Annotated in this window: 17 protein-coding genes; 5 read left to right on the forward strand and 12 right to left on the reverse strand. The window is 74.1% G+C overall.

The features are described 5' to 3' along the window. Window positions 1–17 precede the first annotated feature (17 nt). Complete coding sequence (locus tag ACJ6WD_RS27560; RefSeq protein WP_233660473.1) at window positions 18–1,091, forward strand: DUF3533 domain-containing protein; 1,074 nt, start codon at window positions 18–20, stop codon at window positions 1,089–1,091. Window positions 1,092–1,230: 139 nt separating this feature from the next. Here the strand turns inward: ACJ6WD_RS27560 and ACJ6WD_RS27565 are convergent, their stop codons facing one another. Then, on the reverse strand, window positions 1,231–2,001 hold the full coding sequence (locus tag ACJ6WD_RS27565; RefSeq protein WP_376447269.1) for an SDR family NAD(P)-dependent oxidoreductase: 771 nt from the start codon (window positions 1,999–2,001) through the stop codon (window positions 1,231–1,233). Between the two features lie 136 nt (window positions 2,002–2,137). Here ACJ6WD_RS27565 and ACJ6WD_RS27570 point away from each other — a divergent pair, with 136 nt between their 5' ends. Both ACJ6WD_RS27570 and ACJ6WD_RS27575 read left to right on the forward strand, forming a co-directional pair. Further along, a complete protein-coding gene (locus tag ACJ6WD_RS27570) occupies window positions 2,138–2,842 on the forward strand; it encodes a TetR/AcrR family transcriptional regulator (protein ID WP_044374702.1) in 705 nt (234 codons plus the stop codon). A 322-nt stretch (window positions 2,843–3,164) separates the two neighbouring features. Beyond that, window positions 3,165–3,605 carry a subtilase-type protease inhibitor gene (locus ACJ6WD_RS27575; RefSeq protein WP_233660470.1) on the forward strand — a complete coding sequence of 147 codons (441 nt, stop codon included), beginning with the start codon at window positions 3,165–3,167 and terminating at the stop codon, window positions 3,603–3,605. Window positions 3,606–3,730: 125 nt separating this feature from the next. On the opposite strand, the gene ACJ6WD_RS27580 is transcribed toward ACJ6WD_RS27575, so the two are convergent. The 11 genes from ACJ6WD_RS27580 to ACJ6WD_RS27630 all read right to left on the reverse strand — a co-directional run bounded on the left by ACJ6WD_RS27580 (window position 3,731) and on the right by ACJ6WD_RS27630 (window position 16,367). Then, window positions 3,731–4,759, reverse strand: coding sequence for a S1 family peptidase (locus ACJ6WD_RS27580; protein ID WP_233660517.1), 1,029 nt, complete (start codon window positions 4,757–4,759; stop codon window positions 3,731–3,733). Window positions 4,760–5,233: 474 nt separating this feature from the next. Continuing rightward, a complete protein-coding gene (locus ACJ6WD_RS27585; RefSeq protein WP_233660468.1) occupies window positions 5,234–6,178 on the reverse strand; it encodes a slipin family protein in 945 nt (314 codons plus the stop codon). 164 nt (window positions 6,179–6,342) lie between these two features. Next, a complete protein-coding gene (locus ACJ6WD_RS27590; RefSeq protein ID WP_233660467.1) occupies window positions 6,343–7,254 on the reverse strand; it encodes a S1 family peptidase in 912 nt (303 codons plus the stop codon). A gap of 273 nt (window positions 7,255–7,527) precedes the next feature. Beyond that, window positions 7,528–8,334 (reverse strand): DUF1684 domain-containing protein, encoded by an 807-nt coding sequence (locus tag ACJ6WD_RS27595; RefSeq protein ID WP_407616736.1) that lies wholly within the window; start codon window positions 8,332–8,334, stop codon window positions 7,528–7,530. A 1-nt stretch (window position 8,335) separates the two neighbouring features. Then, window positions 8,336–9,703, reverse strand: a complete 1,368-nt coding sequence (locus tag ACJ6WD_RS27600; protein WP_331248455.1) for an NtaA/DmoA family FMN-dependent monooxygenase — start codon at window positions 9,701–9,703, stop codon at window positions 8,336–8,338. Continuing rightward, window positions 9,700–10,815: an LLM class flavin-dependent oxidoreductase gene (locus tag ACJ6WD_RS27605; protein ID WP_407616737.1), complete on the reverse strand. Its 1,116-nt coding sequence runs from the start codon at window positions 10,813–10,815 to the stop codon at window positions 9,700–9,702. The genes ACJ6WD_RS27600 and ACJ6WD_RS27605 overlap by 4 nt, the downstream gene beginning before the upstream one ends. A gap of 61 nt (window positions 10,816–10,876) precedes the next feature. Continuing rightward, window positions 10,877–11,845: an ABC transporter substrate-binding protein gene (locus ACJ6WD_RS27610; protein WP_233660462.1), complete on the reverse strand. Its 969-nt coding sequence runs from the start codon at window positions 11,843–11,845 to the stop codon at window positions 10,877–10,879. 83 nt (window positions 11,846–11,928) lie between these two features. Then, the gene (locus ACJ6WD_RS27615; protein WP_037634139.1) at window positions 11,929–12,690 is read right to left on the reverse strand and encodes an amino acid ABC transporter ATP-binding protein; all 762 of its coding nucleotides are present in this window, start codon (window positions 12,688–12,690) and stop codon (window positions 11,929–11,931) included. After that, the gene (locus ACJ6WD_RS27620) at window positions 12,687–13,619 is read right to left on the reverse strand and encodes an amino acid ABC transporter permease (RefSeq protein ID WP_016577249.1); all 933 of its coding nucleotides are present in this window, start codon (window positions 13,617–13,619) and stop codon (window positions 12,687–12,689) included. The genes ACJ6WD_RS27615 and ACJ6WD_RS27620 overlap by 4 nt, the downstream gene beginning before the upstream one ends. Then, window positions 13,603–15,507 (reverse strand): FAD/NAD(P)-binding protein, encoded by a 1,905-nt coding sequence (locus ACJ6WD_RS27625; RefSeq protein WP_407616738.1) that lies wholly within the window; start codon window positions 15,505–15,507, stop codon window positions 13,603–13,605. Before ACJ6WD_RS27625 ends, ACJ6WD_RS27620 begins: the two co-directional genes overlap by 17 nt. Then, entirely contained in the window at window positions 15,504–16,367 is an 864-nt protein-coding gene (locus tag ACJ6WD_RS27630; protein ID WP_016572979.1) for an amino acid ABC transporter permease, read from the reverse strand. The genes ACJ6WD_RS27625 and ACJ6WD_RS27630 overlap by 4 nt, the downstream gene beginning before the upstream one ends. 491 nt (window positions 16,368–16,858) lie before the next feature. Here ACJ6WD_RS27630 and ACJ6WD_RS27635 point away from each other — a divergent pair, with 491 nt between their 5' ends. Together ACJ6WD_RS27635 and ACJ6WD_RS27640 are read left to right on the forward strand one after the other, a co-directional pair. Then, window positions 16,859–17,365, forward strand: a complete 507-nt coding sequence (locus tag ACJ6WD_RS27635; RefSeq protein ID WP_331248460.1) for a GNAT family N-acetyltransferase — start codon at window positions 16,859–16,861, stop codon at window positions 17,363–17,365. After that, window positions 17,362–18,315 carry an ABC transporter substrate-binding protein gene (locus ACJ6WD_RS27640; RefSeq protein WP_407616739.1) on the forward strand — a complete coding sequence of 318 codons (954 nt, stop codon included), beginning with the start codon at window positions 17,362–17,364 and terminating at the stop codon, window positions 18,313–18,315. The genes ACJ6WD_RS27635 and ACJ6WD_RS27640 overlap by 4 nt, the downstream gene beginning before the upstream one ends. The last annotated feature ends 13 nt before the right edge of the window (window positions 18,316–18,328 follow it).

An 18,328-nucleotide genomic window follows, 5' to 3' on the forward strand; every position in this document is an offset into this window, starting at 1 on the left:
CCGGAACGGAGCGGCGCATGGCCACGATCGACGACGGCACCCGCCCGACCTTCGTCGAGGAGGTGAGGAGCGCGGTGACGGCCCGGGCGGCGCTCCTGGTGATCGGGGTGCTGGGCCTGATGGTCGCGTTCATCACGTCGTACGCCGGCGCCTTCCACCACCCGAAGCCGGACCGCGTGCCGCTCGCCGTGGTGGCCCCCGCCCAGATCCGCGGGGACCTCGTGCAGAAGCTCGACCGGCTCCCGGGCGCACCGCTGGACCCGCGCCCGGTCGCCTCCGAACAGGCCGCCCGGCGTCAGATCGAGGACCGCACCCTCGACGCCGCGCTGCTCGTCGATCCGCGCGGCACCACCGACCGGCTGCTGGTCGCCAGCGGGGGCGGCGCCTCGCTCTCCCAGGCCGTCGAGGCGGTCGTGACGGCGGCCGAGAAGCAGCAGGGACGGACCGTGCGCACCCAGGACGTGATTCCGACCGACGCCGGCGACGGCCGCAGCCTGTCGTCGTTCTACCTGGTCGTGGGGTGGTGCGTCGGCGGCTACCTGTGCGCCGCGATCCTGGCGATCAGCGCCGGGGCGCGCCCGGCCAACCGGCAGCGGGCGGTCATCCGGCTGGCCGCGCTGGCGCTCTACGCGATCGCCGCCGGGCTGGCCGGGGCGATCGTGGTCGGCCCGGTCCTCGGCGCGCTGCCCGGCAGCCTCTTCGGGCTGTGGGGCCTGGGCGCGCTGACCGTCTTCGCGGTGGGCGCCACCACCCTGGCCTTCCAGGGGCTGTTGGGCGTCATCGGCATCGGCCTGGCGATCCTGGTGATCGTGGTGTTCGGCAATCCGAGCGCGGGCGGCGCCTACCCGTACCCGCTGCTGCCGCCGTTCTGGCGGGCGATCGGCCCCGCCCTGCCGCCGGGCGCCGGCACCTGGGCGGCGCGCTCGATCGCCTACTTCCGGGGCCAGTCCCTGACCGGACCACTGCTGGTGCTCTCCGCGTGGGCGGTGGGCGGCGCGCTGGTCACCGTCGCACTGGCGGCGCTGCACAGGACGGCCGACGAGCGGGCCGGCGGCGTGACGGCCGGCGGCGAGAAGCACCTGCCGGCCTGAGCACCGGCACGAACGACGGCGCCCCGCGCCTGCCACGCCCCTCCCGACGCGGCACACACGGGGCGCCGTCCCTCATTCTCGCGGCCCCCGGCCCGCGGTGATCCCCACGGGCCGGCGGTTTCCGGCCGTCGCCGGTCCGTCACATGTGCGTACCGCCGTCGATGCGGATCTCGGTGCCGGTGACGAACGCGCCGTCCTCCGAGGCGAGCATCGCGATCACGCCGGCGACGGTCTCCGGGCCGGCGAAGCCCTGGCCGAGCGCCGGGGCGAGCTTCACGAACAGGCTCAGGTCCGCGTCCTCCGGCAGCCCCGGGCCACGGCCGGTGGTCATGTTGCTGGCGATCGAGCCCGGCGCCACGCACACCGCGCGCAGCCCCTGCTTGCTGTACTCGCTGGCGATGGCGTGCGTCATCGACTGGATGCCGCCCTTGCTGGCCGCGTACGCCGCCATGTACGGGTGGGCGAACGACGCCGAGGTGGAGCTGAAGTTGACGATCACCGGGGTCTGCCCCTCCAGCAGGGCCGGCAGCGATTCGCGGATCATCAGGAAGGTGCCGGTCAGGTTGACCGAAATGACCTTGTTGAAGAAGTCCAGCGTGGTGGCGTGGGTGTGCGCGGAGCGCAGGATGCCGGCCGCGTTGACCAGCACGTCCAGCCCGCCGAGGTGCGCCACCGCGGCGGCGACGCCGGACTGCACCGCGGCCTCGTCCGCGATGTCCAGGCGCGTGGTGTGGAGGCGGTCGGCGGTGCCGTCCGCGGCGGCCCGCTCGGCGGTGGCCGCCAGGCCCGCCTCGTCGACGTCGACCGCGACGACCCGGCCGCCCTCCGCGAGGATCCGGTGCACGGTGGCCTGTCCGATGCCCGAGCCGCCGCCGGTGATCAGTGCGCGGCGTCCGTCAAAGCGGTTCATGGTCCTGCTCCGTTCGTGAAGTGCCCGGGGGCGGGGTGCCTCTAGGGGGTTCTGTCCGCACCGTACGCCCACTTGGCACGATGTGCCATATTCGCACGTCATGCCTATGCGCCACTGCGCTCCGTAAGCTGGGACCATGCCCACCGCACCGCGCACCACAGCCGCGCACACCCCCGCGCGACCCTCCCTCACCGAGCGCCGCAAGGCCGAGACGCAACTGGAGATCGCCCGCACCGCGGCGGCCCTGTTCGCCGAGCGCGGCCCCGGCGTCACCGCCGACGAGATCGCCCGCACCGCGGGGGTCGCCCTGCGCACCTTCTACCGGTACTTCCGGACCAAGGAGGACGCGGTGGCCCCGCTGCTCGCGGTCGGCGTCCGGCAGTGGATCGACGACCTGGCCGAGGCCACCGCCCGCCCGGACGCGCCGCCCACCCGGGCCGCGTTGGAGCAGGCCGCCCGCCGCGCGCTGACCCCCACCGACGGCCCCGCCGAGGAGGCCCTGCGCTGGACCCGCGGGCTGCTCCGGGCGATGCCCGGCGACCCGGCGCTGCGCGCGGTCTGGCACCGCGTCCACCACGACTCCGAGGAGGAGTTGCAGCCGGTGCTGGCACGGCTCACCGGCGCCGACCCGCTCGACGTGCGGTTGGCCGCGGCCGCGGCGAACACCGCGATGCGGGTCGCGGTCGAGGAGTGGGCCGCCGGCGACGCGCGGGCGGACGGCCCGCACGGCCCCGCGGAGTTGGTCGCCCGGGGCATGCGGGCACTCACCGCGGGACTGCCCGGCCTGGACGGGCGCCCCGACGGCGCGGACGGCAGGAATGCGGGGCCGGGCAACGGGTAGGCGGCCCCGCGGGGCGACGGCGGCGACCGCCGGCCAGGCCCCGCCCTTCGGCCAATCGCCGGAGATCGAAGACCGCCCGAACGACCGGTCGGCGGCCGGATTCGCTCCGCACGGGGGCGTTCCCGCCGCCACCGGCGGAGCCTCATCGGCGCTGGCCGCACACCACCCCCGGGCACTCCGCTCCCCCGCCGCCGGGCGCATTCGCGCCATTACCCTCAGCTTTCATCTATCGACTGAAAGTGATCGGGCCGCGTGCGTTTGAGATGCGGTTGGGCCAGACTCCCGTCCGGCATCTACACCCACAACACAAGGAGTGTTCGTCATGCGGTACATCACTGGGGCGGTCGCAATCGGCGCGGCGCTGGTTCTGGGCGCGCTGTCCACCACCGCGCAGGCCGCCGCCGCACCGGCCCAGCCCGCCCGGACCGGTGGCCTGTACGCACCCACCGAAATGGTCCTGACGATCGGCCAGGGCGACAGCCGCGCGAGCGCCACGGCGCTGCGCGCGACGACGCTGAGCTGTATGCCGAAGGCCACCGGCAGCCACCCGTACGCGCAGGCCGCCTGCGCCCAACTGCGCACTGTCGCCGGGGACTTCACCAAGGTGACCGAGGCCCAGGGGCAGCGGATATGCAACAAGATCTGGGCGCCCATCGTGGTCACCGCGGACGGCGTCTGGCAGGGGCGCCGGGTCTCGTACACCCACACCTTCGCCAACTCCTGCGAGATGGCGGCCGGAAAGAGCTCGGTCTTCGAGTTCTGACCCGCCCCGGCCACGTCCTGATGTGACGTCAGGATCGCGGCGACGGGCGGCAACGGCGCCGGCCCCCGGACGAGGAGCGCGTCCGGGGGCCGGTGCCTGCCGTCGGCCGGGGCCGAGCAGCCGGGTCAGCCGATCTGTGCGCCGTACGCCTGGAGGGCGGCCGGAACCGGCTGGAAGAAGGTCTCGCCTCCGCTGGAGCAGTCGCCGCTGCCGCCGGAGGTGAGGCCCAGGGCGCTCTCGCCGTCGAAGAGGGCGCCGCCGCTGTCGCCGGGCTCGGCGCAGACGTCGGTCTGGATCAGCCCGTTGACCGTGCCCTCCTGGTAGTTGACGCTGGCGTTCAGCGCCTTGACGGTGCCGTCGTGCACCTGGGTGGTGCTCCCGCTGCGCTTCACCTTCTCGCCGACGGTGGCGTCCGCCGCCTTGGTGATCTTCTGGGTGCCCCCGTAGAGGTCCACCTCACTGGGGTGCTCGGCGCTGCCGGAGTACTTGGCGATCGAGTAGTCGTTGCCCGGGAACGTGGATTCCTCGGTGGTCGCGATCGTCTGGCCGCCCTGCTGGTCGGACCACTCCTTGACCGCGTTGCCGCAGTGGCCGGCGGTCAGGAAGTACGGCTGGCCGTCCTTGACCACGTTGAAGCCGAGCGAGCAGCGGGCGCTGCTGCCCCAGATCGCGTCGCCGCCGGCGATCAGGGGCTTGAACTCGCCCTTGCTGTGGCGGACTTCGACGGTGTCGCCGAGGCCCTTGGCGACCGTGGTGAGCCGGTCCAGCTTGGCACCGGTGACCGTGCGGTCGGCGGTCACCACGACCTTGTTGGTGCGGGGGTCCATCGCCCAGGCGGTGCCGGGGATGGTCGCCTTGGCCTTCAGCGTCTGCCGCGCGGCGTCGAGCTGCGCCATCGAGTGCTTGACGATTCTGGCCTCCGCGCCCTTGGCCCGGACGGTCGCCGCGGACGCCTCGTCAACGACGTTGACGACCAGCTTCTGGGCCTTGGCGTCGTAGAACGCGCCGGCCGTACCGGACTTGAGCTGGGACGCCAGGGTGGTCGCGGCGGCCGGCGAGAGCTTGGCCGCCGAGGGCGCGGGGGCCGCGTGGGCGTTGGCGAGGGTCAGGGTCGCGGTGGCGGCGAGCGCGAGCGCGCCCGCACTGGCCAGCATCGCGCGGCGGTGGGGTATGCGTCGGTGCGTCAACTCAGAGCCTCCCGTGGGGGGATGGGCCCAGACCGTGGGGAGTCCTGCGGGCCCGAGAGCGAGGTGTGAGGTACCGAGCACGGACGAGTCGACCCCGTGGCGGCCGCCGCGGGGAGTCGCGTCCATGCCAACGGAGCCGAGTATTCCCACCCGCCCCACTCGTGCACAAGACCGGGTTCCGGTCTCAGGTACGGGAGTTCACGTTTTCAGCACACGGCGTTCACACCGATATCCGCGCGCCGAAGTCCTGAGTGCGGACATCAGAGGGTGCACGGCGCGGGCGGCGGCACCCGAAGTGTGAGGGCCGCGGCTGTCCGGAAAACGTCTGCGGAATTCCGGTCCGGTCACGGCCCGACGGCCGGGCGCACGGACGCCGGACAACGGCGGGTGGCCGTCGTACCGCGGTACGACGGCCACCCGTAACGGCGTTACAGCGAATCGTCAGCCGAGGCGTTCGCTCTCCGGGAGGTCCTCCAGCGCCGGCAGGACGTCCTCGACGCGACCGCCGCCCACCGGGCCCCGGGCCGGGGGCTTCGACGCCGGGGGCGGGGCGGCGGCACCGGCCGGCCGCTGCGCACGGGCCCGTTGGCCCTCCGCCGCCACCTGGGCGGTCTGCGCCTCGGCCTGGAGGCCGGAGCGCTCCAGGAAGCGCAGCAGCTCCACGGGGAAGGGCAGGACGAGGGTGGAGTTCTTCTCGGCGGCGACCGCCACCACGGTCTGCAGCAGTCGCAGTTGCAGCGCCGCGGGCTGGTCGGACATGGCCGCGGCGGCCTCGGCGAGCTTCCGGGACGCCTGGAGCTCGGCGTCCGCGTTGATCACCCGGGCCCGCCGGTCCCGGGTGGCCTCCGCCTGGCGGGCCATCGAGCGCTTCATCGTCTCCGGGAGCGAGACGTCCTTGATCTCGACCCGGTCGACGCTCACGCCCCAGCCGATCGCCGGGCTGTCCATCATCAGCTCCAGGCCCTGGTTGAGCTTCTCGCGGTTCGACAGCAGATCGTCCAGCTCGCTCTTGCCGATGATCGACCGCAGCGAGGTCTGCGCCATCTGGGAGACCGCGAAGCGGTAGTCCTCCACCTCGACGATGGCGTCGGCGGCGTCGACGACCTTGAAGTAGACCACCGCGTCCACCCGGACCGTGACGTTGTCCCGGGTGATGCCCTCCTGGGCGGGCACCGGCATCGTGACGATCTGCATGTTGACCTTACGCATCCGGTCCACGCCCGGGATGATCATGGTGAAGCCCGGGCCGCGCACCGGGGCGGTCAGCCGCCCCAGCCGCAGCACCACGCCGCGCTCGTACTGCTTGACCACCCGCGCCGCGGCCATCACGTAGACCGTCCCCGCGGAGGCCAGCGCCACTCCGGCCGCCACCAGTTCTCCGACCATCACGGCCCCCTGAAACGTGCCGTCGCATCGCCCGAGTCGCCTTCGTCTCCCATGGTAGGCCCGGCCCCGAGGCCGGTCGAGGCGCGCGACGGACCCGCCGCCGGGCCCCCGCCGACCGGTCGGCGGGGGCCCTCCCTCGCGCGCGGGCGAGCCGTCTCAGCAGGTCAGTAGATGCTCACGCCGTACGCGCTGAGCGCCTCGGTGACGGGCTGGAAGAAGGTGGTGCCGCCGCTGGTGCAGTCGCCGCTGCCGCCGGAGGTCAGGCCCAGCGCCTTGGTGCCCGCGTAGAGGGGGCCGCCGCTGTCACCGGGCTCGGCGCAGACGGTGGTCTGGATGAGGCCGGAGACGATCTCGCCGTTGCCGTAGTTCACGGTGGCGTTCAGGCCGGTGACCTTGCCGCTGTGGATGCCGGTGGTGGAGCCGCGGCGGGTGACCGCCTGGCCGACCGTGGGGTTCCCGGCGCTGGTGATGTCCTGGCTGCCGACCGTGCCCTCGTGCGCCACCGAGGCGTTGGTGTACTTCACGATGCCGTAGTCGTTGCCGGGGAAGCTGGAGCCGGTGGTCGGTCCGATGCTGGTGGTGCCGGCGGAGTTGGTGTACCAGGGCGGCTTGCCGTCGGTGCAGTGGCCGGCCGTCAGGAAGTAATAGGTGCTGCCGCTGCGCACGTTGAAGCCGAGCGAGCAGCGCCAGCTGGGCGCGTAGATGGCGTCGCCGCCGGCGATCAGCTTGCGGATCCTGCCCGTGGTGCGCTCGATCCGGACCGCCCCGGCGTTGCTGCCCGCGGCCTGCTGGATCCTGGTGAGCTGGGCCGGGGAGACGGTGCTGTCGGCGGTGACGACCAGGGTGTGGGTCGTCGGGTCCACCCGCCAGGCGGTGCCCGCGACGTCCGCGGTGCGGATCGCGTTGCCCGCGGCACTGAGCTGGGCGGCGCTGAACGTCGTGGCGGGGGCAGGGGTCTGGGCGCCGGCGGCGGTCGGGAGGGCGATGGCGCCGACGGCCACCAGTCCGGACGCCGCGGCGATCAGCCGGGTGCGTCTCGCCACGCCGCTGCGGGGGGTGGTGCGCTCGTTCCTCACTGATTCCTCCGAGGGGGATCGGGGGCCGCCGAGGGGCGACCGGTGAGGCGAGCAGCCGAAGGGCACGCGGACGTGTGGGGAACCTGCTTTTTGCGTGCCCCTGACAAAAGCTCGCTGAGCGGGAGTGTCCGGTGCCCGACCCCCGTGGCGCAAGAGGGCCGGCGCGATCCCACGCCCCACGCACCACCCCGACGCGCGCCCTCAACACGCCGCCCCGGCAGTCGAGTTGACGACTGCCGGGGCGGCGGGCCCCGCACGCGGGGGATGTCCGGCTCAGCGGACGAGTGCGTTCCGCTCCCCCGCCCGCAGGGCGAACGGCAGGGTGTTGCCGGGCGCCGGGAAGGGGCAGATGAAGTGGTCGGCGAAGGCGCAGGGCGGCAACTGGGTGCGGTTGAGGTCGACCGGCACGGTGCCGTCCGCGGCCGGTTCGGGCGTCCGCAGGAAGCGGAAGCGGTAGCTGTCGGTTCCGCTGGTGGCGTCGGCCAGCACCGCCCACAGCGAACCGTCCGGCTCGACCGCGACCTGGAGGACGTGCTCGTCGCCGTCGAGGGGGAAGGCCAGCTCACCGCCCAGGACGAAGCCCCGCTCCTGCCCGTCGGCGTTGGGCACCTGGACGGTCCGCCGCTCGGCGTACGGGCGGAACAGGCCCGGGCGCACCCAGCGCGCGTCGTACGGGTGGACGTCGATGCCGGCGAAGGCGCGCCGGGCCGGGGAGTCCGGATCGAAGTCGCGGACCGCCCACAGGCCCTCGCGCTCCAGCACCACCAGGCGGCGCGCCCCGTGGGCGACCCGGGCCGCCGCCGGCCCGCCGTCCGGTGCGAGCCGGACGGTACCGGCGGCCGGTGCGCCGTCCACGGCGAGCCCGTCCTCGGGCGCGGCCCGCAGGACGACCGCGGCTCCGTCGGCGGCGACCGCCCAGTGTCCCGGCAGCCCCGCGATGCGGCCGTCGGGGTGGTCGGCGAGCCAGTGGGTGCCGACGAGGGCGAGCGGACCGTACGGTGCGGCGACCGTGGTCAGGCGGCCCTCGCGCCACTCCTGCCAGGCGCGGACGGCATCCGGCTCGGTCGTGCTGCTGGTCATGTCAGTCCTTCCCTACGGGGCGCGCCGGATCGGGCAGCCCCAAATGGGAGCGCAGGGTGGTCCCGGTGTATTCCGTGCGGTACACACCGCGCTCCTGGAGCAGGGGGACGACCCGCGCCACGAAGGAGTCGAGGCCGCCGGGCGTGAGGTGCGGCACGAGGATGAAGCCGTCGGCGGCGTCGCCCTGCACGAAGTCGTCCATCTCACGGGCGACGCTCTCGGGGGTGCCGATGAACGACTGCCGCCCGGTGGTCTCGATGACCGTCTCCCGGATGGACAGCCCCTTGGCGCGGGAGAGCGCCCGCCACTTGTCCGCGACCGCCTGCGGGTCGGCGATCCGCACCCGGCCGCGGGCCAGCTCGCCGTCGGGGTCCGGGTCGATGTCCGGCAGCGGCCCGTCGGGGTCGTAGGAGGACAGGTCCACCCCCCAGACCTGTTCCAGGGTGACCAGCGCGGTCTGCGGGGAGACCTGCTGCCGGCGGATCTCGGCGGCCTGCTCCTGGGCCTCGGCGAGGGTGTCGCCGAGGACGAAGGTCACCCCCGGCATGATCTTGAGGTCGGCGGGCCGCCGCCCGTACGCCGGGAGCCGGCGCTTGACGTCCGCGTAGAAGTCCCGGCCGGCCGCCAACCCGCCGTGCCGGGTGAAGACCACGTCGGCGGCGGAGGCGGCGAACTCCCGGCCCTCGGGGGAGTCCCCGGCCTGGATGACGACGGGGTGGCCCTGGGGGCTGCGCGCCACGCCGAACTCGCCGCGGACGGTGAAGTGCCGGCCCCGGTGGTCCACCCGCCGCGGCGGCTCGCCGGCCGGCCGGGAGTCCCACAACTCCCGTGCGGTGGCGAGGAACTCCGCGGCGCGGGTGTAGCGGTCGGCGCGGTCGAGGAAGCCGCCGCGCCGGAAGTTCTCCCCGGTGAAGGCGTCGGAGGTGGTGACGACGTTCCAGGCGGCCCGGCCGCCGCTGAGGTGGTCCAGGGAGGCGAAGCGCCGGGCGAGTTCGTAGGGCTCGTTGAAGGTGGCGCTGACCGTGCCGGCCAGGCCCAGCCGCTCGGTGACCGCCGCCAGGGCGTTCAGCACGGTGAGCGACTCGGGCCGGCCCAGCACGTCGAGGTCGTGGATCCGGCCCTTGTGCTCGCGCAGCCGCAACCCCTCCGCCAGGAAGAAGAAGTCGAACAGGCCGCGCTCCGCGGTCCGCGCCAGGTGCTCGAAGGACGAGAAGTCGATCTGGCTGCCGAGAGCGGGGTGACGCGCAGCGTCTCGGCCGGCGGTGGTGGTCGGGCCGGCGGGCGGGGCGGCCCAGACGGTGGTGTTGTTGACGCCGGGGAAGTGCGCGGCGAGGTGGATCTGCTTGCGGGGACGGGGTTCCCGGCTCATCGGGCGGCCTCCCGGGCGAGGGCGTACGTGCTGGCGGGGCGCGGCAGGCCGAGGTGCTCGCGCAGGGTCGTGCCCTCGTAGGAGCGGCGGAACAGGCCGCGCTCCCGCAGGAGCGGGACGGTTGTCTCGACGAACCGGGTCAGGTCCCGGCCGGGGTCGGCGGGGCGCAGGTGGAAGCCGTCCGCGGCGCCCTGGGCGAACCAGTCGCCGAGCAGGTCGGCGAGCCCGGCGGCGTCGGCCGCGGAGTGCAGCTCGACCGGGAGCGAGGCCAGGACCAGCAGCCGGTCGGGGTCGCGGCCGAGCGCCCGGGCGCGGGCGTGCAGCGCGGTGCGGGCGGTGCCGGCGGTCTGCGGGTCCTCGGCCCGGACCAGGGCGACGTCGGCCCGGGCGGCGGCCACCTCCCAGCGCGCCCCGCCGGGTTCCGGGCCCGCCCCGACCGGTGCGCCGTCCGCACCGTCCGGCCCGCCGGTCTCCCCGGTCGCGTCGACGACGGTCACCGGGCGGCCCTGCGGCGGGCGCGGCACGATGGACGGCCCGCGGACCGCGAAGGTGCGTCCGGTGAAGTCGACGTGGTGCAGCTTGGCGCGGTCGACGAAGCGGCCGGTGGCCCGGTCGCGGATCTCCGCGTCGTCCTCCCAGCTGTCCCAGAGCAGCCCGACGACATCGGCGACCTCGCCGGCCTCCGACCAGACCGCGGCGGCCGGGGCGGTCGGACGGGGCTCCCGCCCGGTGGGGGCGGAGGCGAGGGCGCGGGGACGTCCGACGAGCGCGGCCTCGGCCCCGGTGGTGGACGCCTCCGCCGTCCAGCCGGCCCGACCGCGGCTGACCCAGTCCAGGGTGGCCACGGCGGTGGAGACGTGGAACGGCTCGGTGTGGGTGGTGGTCACCGTCGGGACCAGTCCGATCCGTTCGGTGGCGGGCGCGATCCGGGCGAGCACCGCCAGCGCGTCCGGGCCGGCGCCGCCGAAGCGGTCGTCGAGGGTGACGAAGTCCAGGGTGCCGCGCTCGGCGAGCCGGGCGAGGGCGAGGTGGTGGGCGGCGTCGTAGCGGGGCGGGAGCTGCGGGGCGTCCAGGGCGACGGCCAGCCGCAGCGGGGGGTGCGGTACGGGCATGGGGAGGGGCCTTCCTGTGGGGCCTTGGGGGCCGGTGGGGTACGGGGCCGGGTGCCGGGGGTCAGTCGCTGGTCCTGGGCAGGCCGGGCGGGTTGATCCGCGAGGTCCGCACCGCCTCCCCGGACAGCCCCCAGCGGGCCAGCACCTTGGCGTAGCGGCCGTCGTCGATGACCTTCTGCAGGGCCGCGGCGTACGCCTTGACCAGGCCGCTGTCCTTGCGGGTGGTGGCGGCGATCTCGCCCTTGAGGCGGGCGCCGCCGCCGGAGAAGGTGCCGACGATCTCGGTCTGGCCGGCGACGCCCACGTGGTAGGCGGCGGTCGGGTTGGGGCCGAAGTAGCCGTCGATCCGGCCCGATTGGAGCGCGAGGTAGACGTCCGACGCCTTCTGGAAGTACTTGATGTCCACCGGTTTGCGGCCGGCCGCCTCGTCCTCCTTGCTCCAGTCGACGAGGATCTTCTCCTGGTTGGTGCCGGAGCTGACCGCGACGGTCTTGCCCGCCACGTCCGCCGCGCCGCGGACCTTCCAGCCGCTGCCCTTCTTCGCCTCCATCGCCAGCTGGTCGAGCCGGTAGGTGGCGAAGTCGTACTTGTCCTTGCGCTCCTCGGTGACGGTGACGTTGCTGAAGACCGCGTCGAGCTTGCCGCTGTCCAGGCCGACGAAGAGGTTCTCCCAGGACAGCGGCTCGAAGCGCGGGGCGAGGCCGAGGGTGTCGGCGACCAGGGTGGCCACGTCCTCCTCGACACCGATGAGGGTCTTGTCGTCGGTGGCGTAGAAGCTGAGCGGCGGGCTGCTCTCGGCGCCCACGCCGATCCGCAGTGCGCCGCTCTCGCGGACCCGGGCGGGCACCAGCGCGGCGCTGCGGGGGTCCTTGGTCCCGCGGACGCGGTGCTGCTCGGGGCCGATGTTGAGCTTCGGGCCGTGGTTGCCGGCGGCGACCTCCGCGCTCGCCGCGTCGCCGGCGCCGCAGCCGGTCAGCAGGGCGGAGCCGGCGGCGAGGGTGAGGGCGGCGGCGAGGGTGCGGCGGATCACGGGGCGTCTCCTTGGAGGCGTTGCGGGCAGGAAGGGGGGCGTACGGGTCATACGGGTCGTGCGGGTGGTGGTGGCGGGCACGGTCACAGCACCTTGGAGAGGAAGGCCCGGGTGCGCTCGTGGCGCGGGTGGTCGAGGACCTGCGCCGGCGGGCCCTGCTCGACGATCCGTCCGCCGTCCATGAAGACGACGGTGTCGGCGACCTCGCGGGCGAAGCCGATCTCGTGGGTGACGACGATCATGGTGGTGCCCTGGTGCGCCAGGTCCTTGATGACGTCGAGGACTTCGCCGACGAGTTCGGGGTCGAGGGCCGAGGTCGGCTCGTCGAAGAGCAGCAGGGTCGGCTCCAGGGCCAGCGCCCGGGCGATCGCCACCCGCTGCTGCTGGCCACCGGAGAGCTGCTTGGGGTAGGCGTCCGCCTTCTCCGTCAGGCCGACCCGGGTCAGCAGGCGGCGGGCGGCGGCCTCGGCCTCCTTGCGCGGGCGGCGCTGCACGGCGATCGGGGCCTCGACGAGGTTCTCCAGCACCGTCAGGTGGGGGAAGAGGTTGAAGTTCTGGAAGACGAAGCCGATGCCGGTGCGCTGCTTGAGGATCTCCCGCTCCCGCAGCTCGTACAGCCGGTCTCCGGACCTCCGGTACCCCACCAGCGCCCCGTCGACGCTGATCCAGCCGCTGTCGACCTTCTCCAGGTGGTTGATGGTGCGCAGCAGCGTCGACTTGCCCGATCCGGACGGCCCGAGCACCACCGTCACCTCGCCGGCCGCCACCTCCAGGTCGATGCCGCGCAACACCTGCGCGGACCCGAAGCTCTTGTGGACGGAACGGATTTCGACCATGGCGCTCATCGCGCGGCCCCCTTGGCGTAGTGGCGTTCGACGTAGTGCTGGAGGACGGAGAGCACGGTGGTGAGGAGGATGTACCAGGCGGTGGCGACCATCAGCAGGGGCACCACCTGGCCGTTCCGTCCGTAGATGACCTGGACCTGGTAGAAGAGTTCGCCGATCGCCATCACCGAGACGATGGAGGTGCCCTTGAAGAGCGAAATCACCTCGTTGGTGGCGTTCGGCAGGATGGAGCGCATCGCCTGCGGCAGCACGATCCGGCGCAGCCGGCGCAGCCGCGGCAGGCCGAGCGCGGCGGCGGCCTCCAACTGGCCGGCGTCCACGGCCTGCACCCCGGCCCGGACGATCTCGGCGGCGTACGCGGCCTGGTGCAGCGCCAGCCCGAGCACCGCGGCGCCCATCGCCCCGACCAGCCCCATGGTGTCGAAGTGGAAGAAGCCGGGGCCGAACGGGATTCCGAAGTCCAGCCGCTTGTAGAGGTAGGCGAGGTTGAACCAGAACAGCAGCTGGACGATGAGCGGGATGGACCGGAACGCCCAGACGTAGCCGAACGCCACCCAGCGCAGGAACGGGCTGGCGGACAGCCGCATCAGGGCCAGCACCAGGCCCAGCACGAAGCCGAGGGCGGTGCCGTAGACGGTGAGTTGGAGGGTGACCCAGACCGCCTGGAGGATCGTGGCGTTGGTGAAGAACCGCGCGAACACCCCCCACTGCCACGCCGGGTTGGTCAGCAGGCCGTGCGCGAACTGGGCGAGCAGCACCGCGGTCACCGCGATCCCCACCCAGCGCCAGGGATGGCGCACCGGGACGACCTTCAGCGCCGCCGGATCGTCCGGCTGCGGGGGCCCGGCCCGCCGCGGGACCGGCGGGTCGTCCCCGGCGGCACGGGCGGGGGGTCGGTGGGTGACGGCGGAATCACCGGTCGGCGGCATCGTCGCTCCTCGAAGGGGGTGCGGGGACCGGGACCGGTGGGGCGGTGCGGTCGCGGAGGAAGGTGAGCAGGGCCCGCGCGCTCGCGTCGTTCTGCCGGAAGGCGGGCGCGTTGGTGCGGGGACGGGTGAAGGCACCGCTGCCGCGGGCGTCGGTGTGCGGTCCGAGGGCGAACCGCCGCGGGTGCGGGCGCCCGGACCGGTCCAGGATCCGGCCGTCGGCGGGGTCGACGGCCAGCAGGCCGCCGGCGGTGGCCCGGGCGCCCTCGGCGTGCAGGGCGGCCAGCAGCCGGTCCCGGGTGCGGGCCACGGTCGGCTCCGGCAGCCGCGCCTCGACCAGGGCGCGGGCCTCGGTCCACTCCCCCGGCACGCTGGCGGACCCGGCGCGGAACACCCCGCGGTCCCGGTCGGCGGTGACGGTCAGTCCGGCGCCCAGGAAGCGCACCACGCCGGCCCGGGAGAGCGCCAGCAACTGCCGCAGGCGGGGGCCGGGCGGTCCGGAGGCCAGGAAGCTGAAGAACCCGTGCCACCAGGGCCCGTGGTCGCCGAGCCGGACCAGCTGGCCGTAGACCGACAGCAGCGCGAGGAAGACCGCCAGGTCGGGGCTGTGGGCTGGGTCGTGCCGGCGGGCCAGGTCGGCCTCGATGTGACCGCGCAGTCCGGCCTGGAGGGCCGCGCCGTCGGCGTAGCGGATCCCGTCCAACGGGTGGTCCAGCGCGTCCAGGTCGATCCGGTCGGCCGGGGCGGGGACGGCGGCGGAGACCAGCGCCTGGAGGGCGGCGCTGCCGGGCTCGGCGGCGGCGTACTTCTCCTCGAAGTCCGGCCAGGCCATCCGGGTGCGGTCGGCGTGCGCGGTGAAGAGCCGGTGGTAGTGGGCGAAGCCCAACTCCTTGTCGATCAAGGGTCGGACGTCCCGCCGGAAGTCGACGCCCCCGGGCCGGGCGAGCAGCGCGTCGACCTCGGCGGGCCCGAGGAACCGCGGCAGCGGGGGCCGGTCGCCGACCGGCGGATAGCCGATCTTGGAGTGGTAGGGGACGCCGCGTCGGGACCCGACGTGCAGCACCGGCTCACGCCCCGAGGGGTGGTAGGTCAGCTCCCCGTCCCGGCCGGTGGTGTACGTGCCGCCGCGGCCCTCGGTCAGCAGCACCATCAGGTCGACGAAGGCCAGCCCGAAGCCGCGCACCAGGACCGGTTCGCCGGGCCGCAGTGCGTCCAGGTCGCTGTCGGCGGTGAACGCCGGCGGCAGGTACGTCAGCCCGTGCCGGTCCGCGAAGTCCGTCAACCGGCGCTCCTCCGGCCCGGGTTGGGACTCCAGGTGCCCCAGCGTCAGCACCACCGCGTCGGCGAGCAGCGGGGCGGGGCGACCGGCCAGCCACACCTGCTGCCGCCCGTCGGGCGCACCGGAGATCCGCACCGCGGCCCCCCGGTGCTCGTGCACGGTCACCCGGGGCGGCAGGGCGGCCACCGCGTCCTCGTAAACCCACCGCAGGTAGGCGCTCTGCAGCCGCCGCCCGGCGAAGTCCCGCGGGCCCAGCGCCGCCACGTCGTCGGCCACGTCGGGCGGCGCGGCGAGCCGTCCGTCGCGCACCGCGCGGGCCCACTCGGCCAGCGAGGGGCCGGGCCGCACCGGACCGGCCAGTTCGACGCTGTCGTCGGTGAACATGGTGACGTCCTCCGCGGTGGAGTTCATCCACAGCAGCGGGGACTGCGCCCGCCGCCAGATCCGGCCGCCGCCGGGCGGATGCGGATCGACCAGGTGCAGGTCCAGGGGCGCGTCGCCGTACAGCTCGGGGGCGTTGGCGGCGATCCGCTCCAGCACCCCGGTGCCCCGTGGGCCGGCGCCCACGATCACCACCGACGGGCGGAGCGGGGTGCCCGCGGCCGGGCTCACCGGGCACCGGCCGTACCGCGGGCGTAGTGCCGCTCGACGTAGTGCTGGCCGACGCTGAGGACCGAGGTGACCAGGACGTACCAGAGGGTGGCCACCAGCAGCAGCGGGATCACCTGATAGGTGCGGTGGTAGACCAACTGGACGGAGTACAGCAGGTCCTGGACGGCGATCACGCTGACGATGGAGGTGCCCTTGAGGGTGCCGATCAGCATGTTGCCGGCCGGCGGCACGATCGACCGCATCGCCTGCGGCAGCACGATCCGGCGCAGCCGCCGGCCGGCCCCCAGGCCCAGCGCCTGGGCGGCCTCCAACTGCCCCTTGTCCACGGACAGGATGCCGCCGCGGACCACTTCCGCGGCGTAGGCGGCCTCGTGCAGGGTCAGTCCGATGACGGCGACCGCGACCGGCGAGAGCAGGTTGACGGTCTTCACGCCGAGGACGACCGGGTACAGCGCCCCGATGTTGAACCAGAACAGCAGCTGCACCAGGATCGGCATCGAGCGGAACAGCCAGACGTAGCCCCACCCGATGCCGCGCAGCACGGGGTTGCCGGACAGTCGGAGGACCGCGAGCAGGGTGCCCAGCGCGAAGCCGAGCACCATCACCACGACGGTCAGCCAGAGCGTCAGGCCCAGGCCGCGCAGCACGGCGGAGGTCAGGAAGTAGTCGGCGACCACGTCCCACTGGAAGGCGCGGTTGCGGACGACGGAGGTGAGGGCCAGCGCCAGGAGGGCGAGGAGGACGGCGGCGGCCGTCCACTGGCCGAAGCGGCGGCGCGGCACGATGCGCGGGCCGGTCGGCGCCGGCCCGGCGGGTGGCGCCGCGGACACGGCAGGGGCGTCGAGGGTGTCGGAAGGCATGCGAAGGCTCCGTGGACGCGTCAGATCGAGACACGGGAGTGGAGCGCCTTCACACGGCGGAGAACGGGTCGCGCCCCTCAGCACGACCGGCCCTTGAGGCTATGGGGTCAACACGGCCCGTTGTCAAGGGCGTCGGGGATGCCGTCCACGTGGTGAGCGATGGATCACGTGACGGTTGACGCGGAAACGGATGCCTGTTCCACTTGGTCGCATGCATCCATGGCAGCGGCTGGTCACCCGTGACCACATCGACTTCGGTCGCGTGTGGTCGTCCTCCTGTTGAGCTGACCCCCTGCCCTTGAGGCCCGCCGTTCCAGGCCGGGCCGTTTCCGCGGTTCTCCTTCCTTCCCGCCGCGCGCCTTCACACCCGCGCCGCCGTCCGGCGCACCCTCCCCTCGCTCCACCGCTTCGCCCTCCCCTGCTCCGCCCCGTCCTGTCCATCCGGCACGCTCGCACGCCGTCGAGCGGCGCCGCCGGCCACGGAGGCGCCGATGTCCGCCGCGCCACGGCCGCCCCGCGCGGCCCAACTGACGATCCGTCAGACCACCGTCACCGACCCGCTCGCCCGCCCCCTGCTGGACGAGCTGACCCACGAGTACACCACCCGTTACGGGCGGCCCGTCGACCTGGACCAGGAGTACCCGGCCACCGAATTCGCCCCGCCCCGGGGCGCGTTCCTGCTGCTCCTCCAGGACGGCGCACCGGTCGCCGGCGGCGCCTACCGCCGCTACGCCCCCGACACCGCCGAACTCAAACGCATCTGGACGCACCACGCGCACCGCCGCCGCGGACTGGCCCGCCGCGTCCTGGCCGCCCTGGAACAGCACGCCGCCGGCCGCGGCTACACCCGGCTGTACCTCACCACGGGCCCCCGCCAGCCGGAGGCCAAACACCTCTACCTGGCGGCGGGTTACCGCCCCCTGTTCGACCTGACCGCCGACCCGGAGTCGATCGGCCCGCTGCCGTTCGAGAAGCACCTGGAGATCCCGCGCCCATGACCACCACCCGCACCACCCGCACCGCGCTGCGCACCGCCGCGCTCCTGGCCACCGCGGTCCTGGCGGTCACCGGCTGCGGCGCGGGCGGCACGGCCGCCGGCACCCAGGACGCCGGCCCGGCCGCCGGCCGCGCCCAGATCCCCACCACCGACGTGGTCTCCGGCGTGCGCAAGGACCCGGCCGCGGCCGCGCTGCTGCCCGCCGACGTCCGCGCCCGCGGCACCCTCGCCCTGGCCAGCAGCGTCGGCACGCCGCCCGGCGCCACCTACCTGCCCGACGGCAAGACCCTCGCCGGCCAGGACATCGACTTCGCGGACGCGGTCGGCAAGGTCCTCGGCCTCAAGCTGACCCGCGAGGTGGCCAGCTTCGAGGCGATCCTGCCGGCGCTGGGCAGCGGCAAGTACGACGTGGGCACCGGCAACTTCGGCGTCACCGACGAACGCCGCAGGACACTCGACTTCGTCACCTACGTCAACGACGGCCAGGGCTTCGCGGCCCGCCGGGACAGCCCGCTGAAGAAGATCACCGCTCTGACCCAGCTGTGCGGCCTGACCGTCGCCACCGGCGCCGGCACCACCTTCGAAGCCACGCTGGAGGAGAACGCCCACCGGTGCGGGGAGGCCGGGAAGCGGCCCTACGACGTCAAGACCTACGCCGACCAGGGCGCCCTGTGGATCTCGCTCCAACAGGGCCGCAGCGACGTGGTGATGAGCACCATCAACGGGCTGCGGTACGCCGTGAAGCAACAGCCGGACCTGCGCTTCCTCAACGAGTTCAAGCGCCTGGACGTCGGCTTCGCCTTCAAGAAGGGGACCCCGTTGGCCCCCGCCTTCCAGGCCGCGGTCAACCGTCTGCACAAGGACGGGACCTACGCCCGGATCCTCGGGAAGTGGGGCACCGGACCCTCGGCCCTCACGGCCTCCCGGATCAGCCCGCCGGAGATCCGCTGACCGTGCGCCGCGC

Source organism: Streptomyces sp. VTCC 41912 (assembly GCF_045799175.1).
In the GTDB taxonomy this organism is placed as follows: domain Bacteria; phylum Actinomycetota; class Actinomycetes; order Streptomycetales; family Streptomycetaceae; genus Streptomyces; species Streptomyces albulus_C.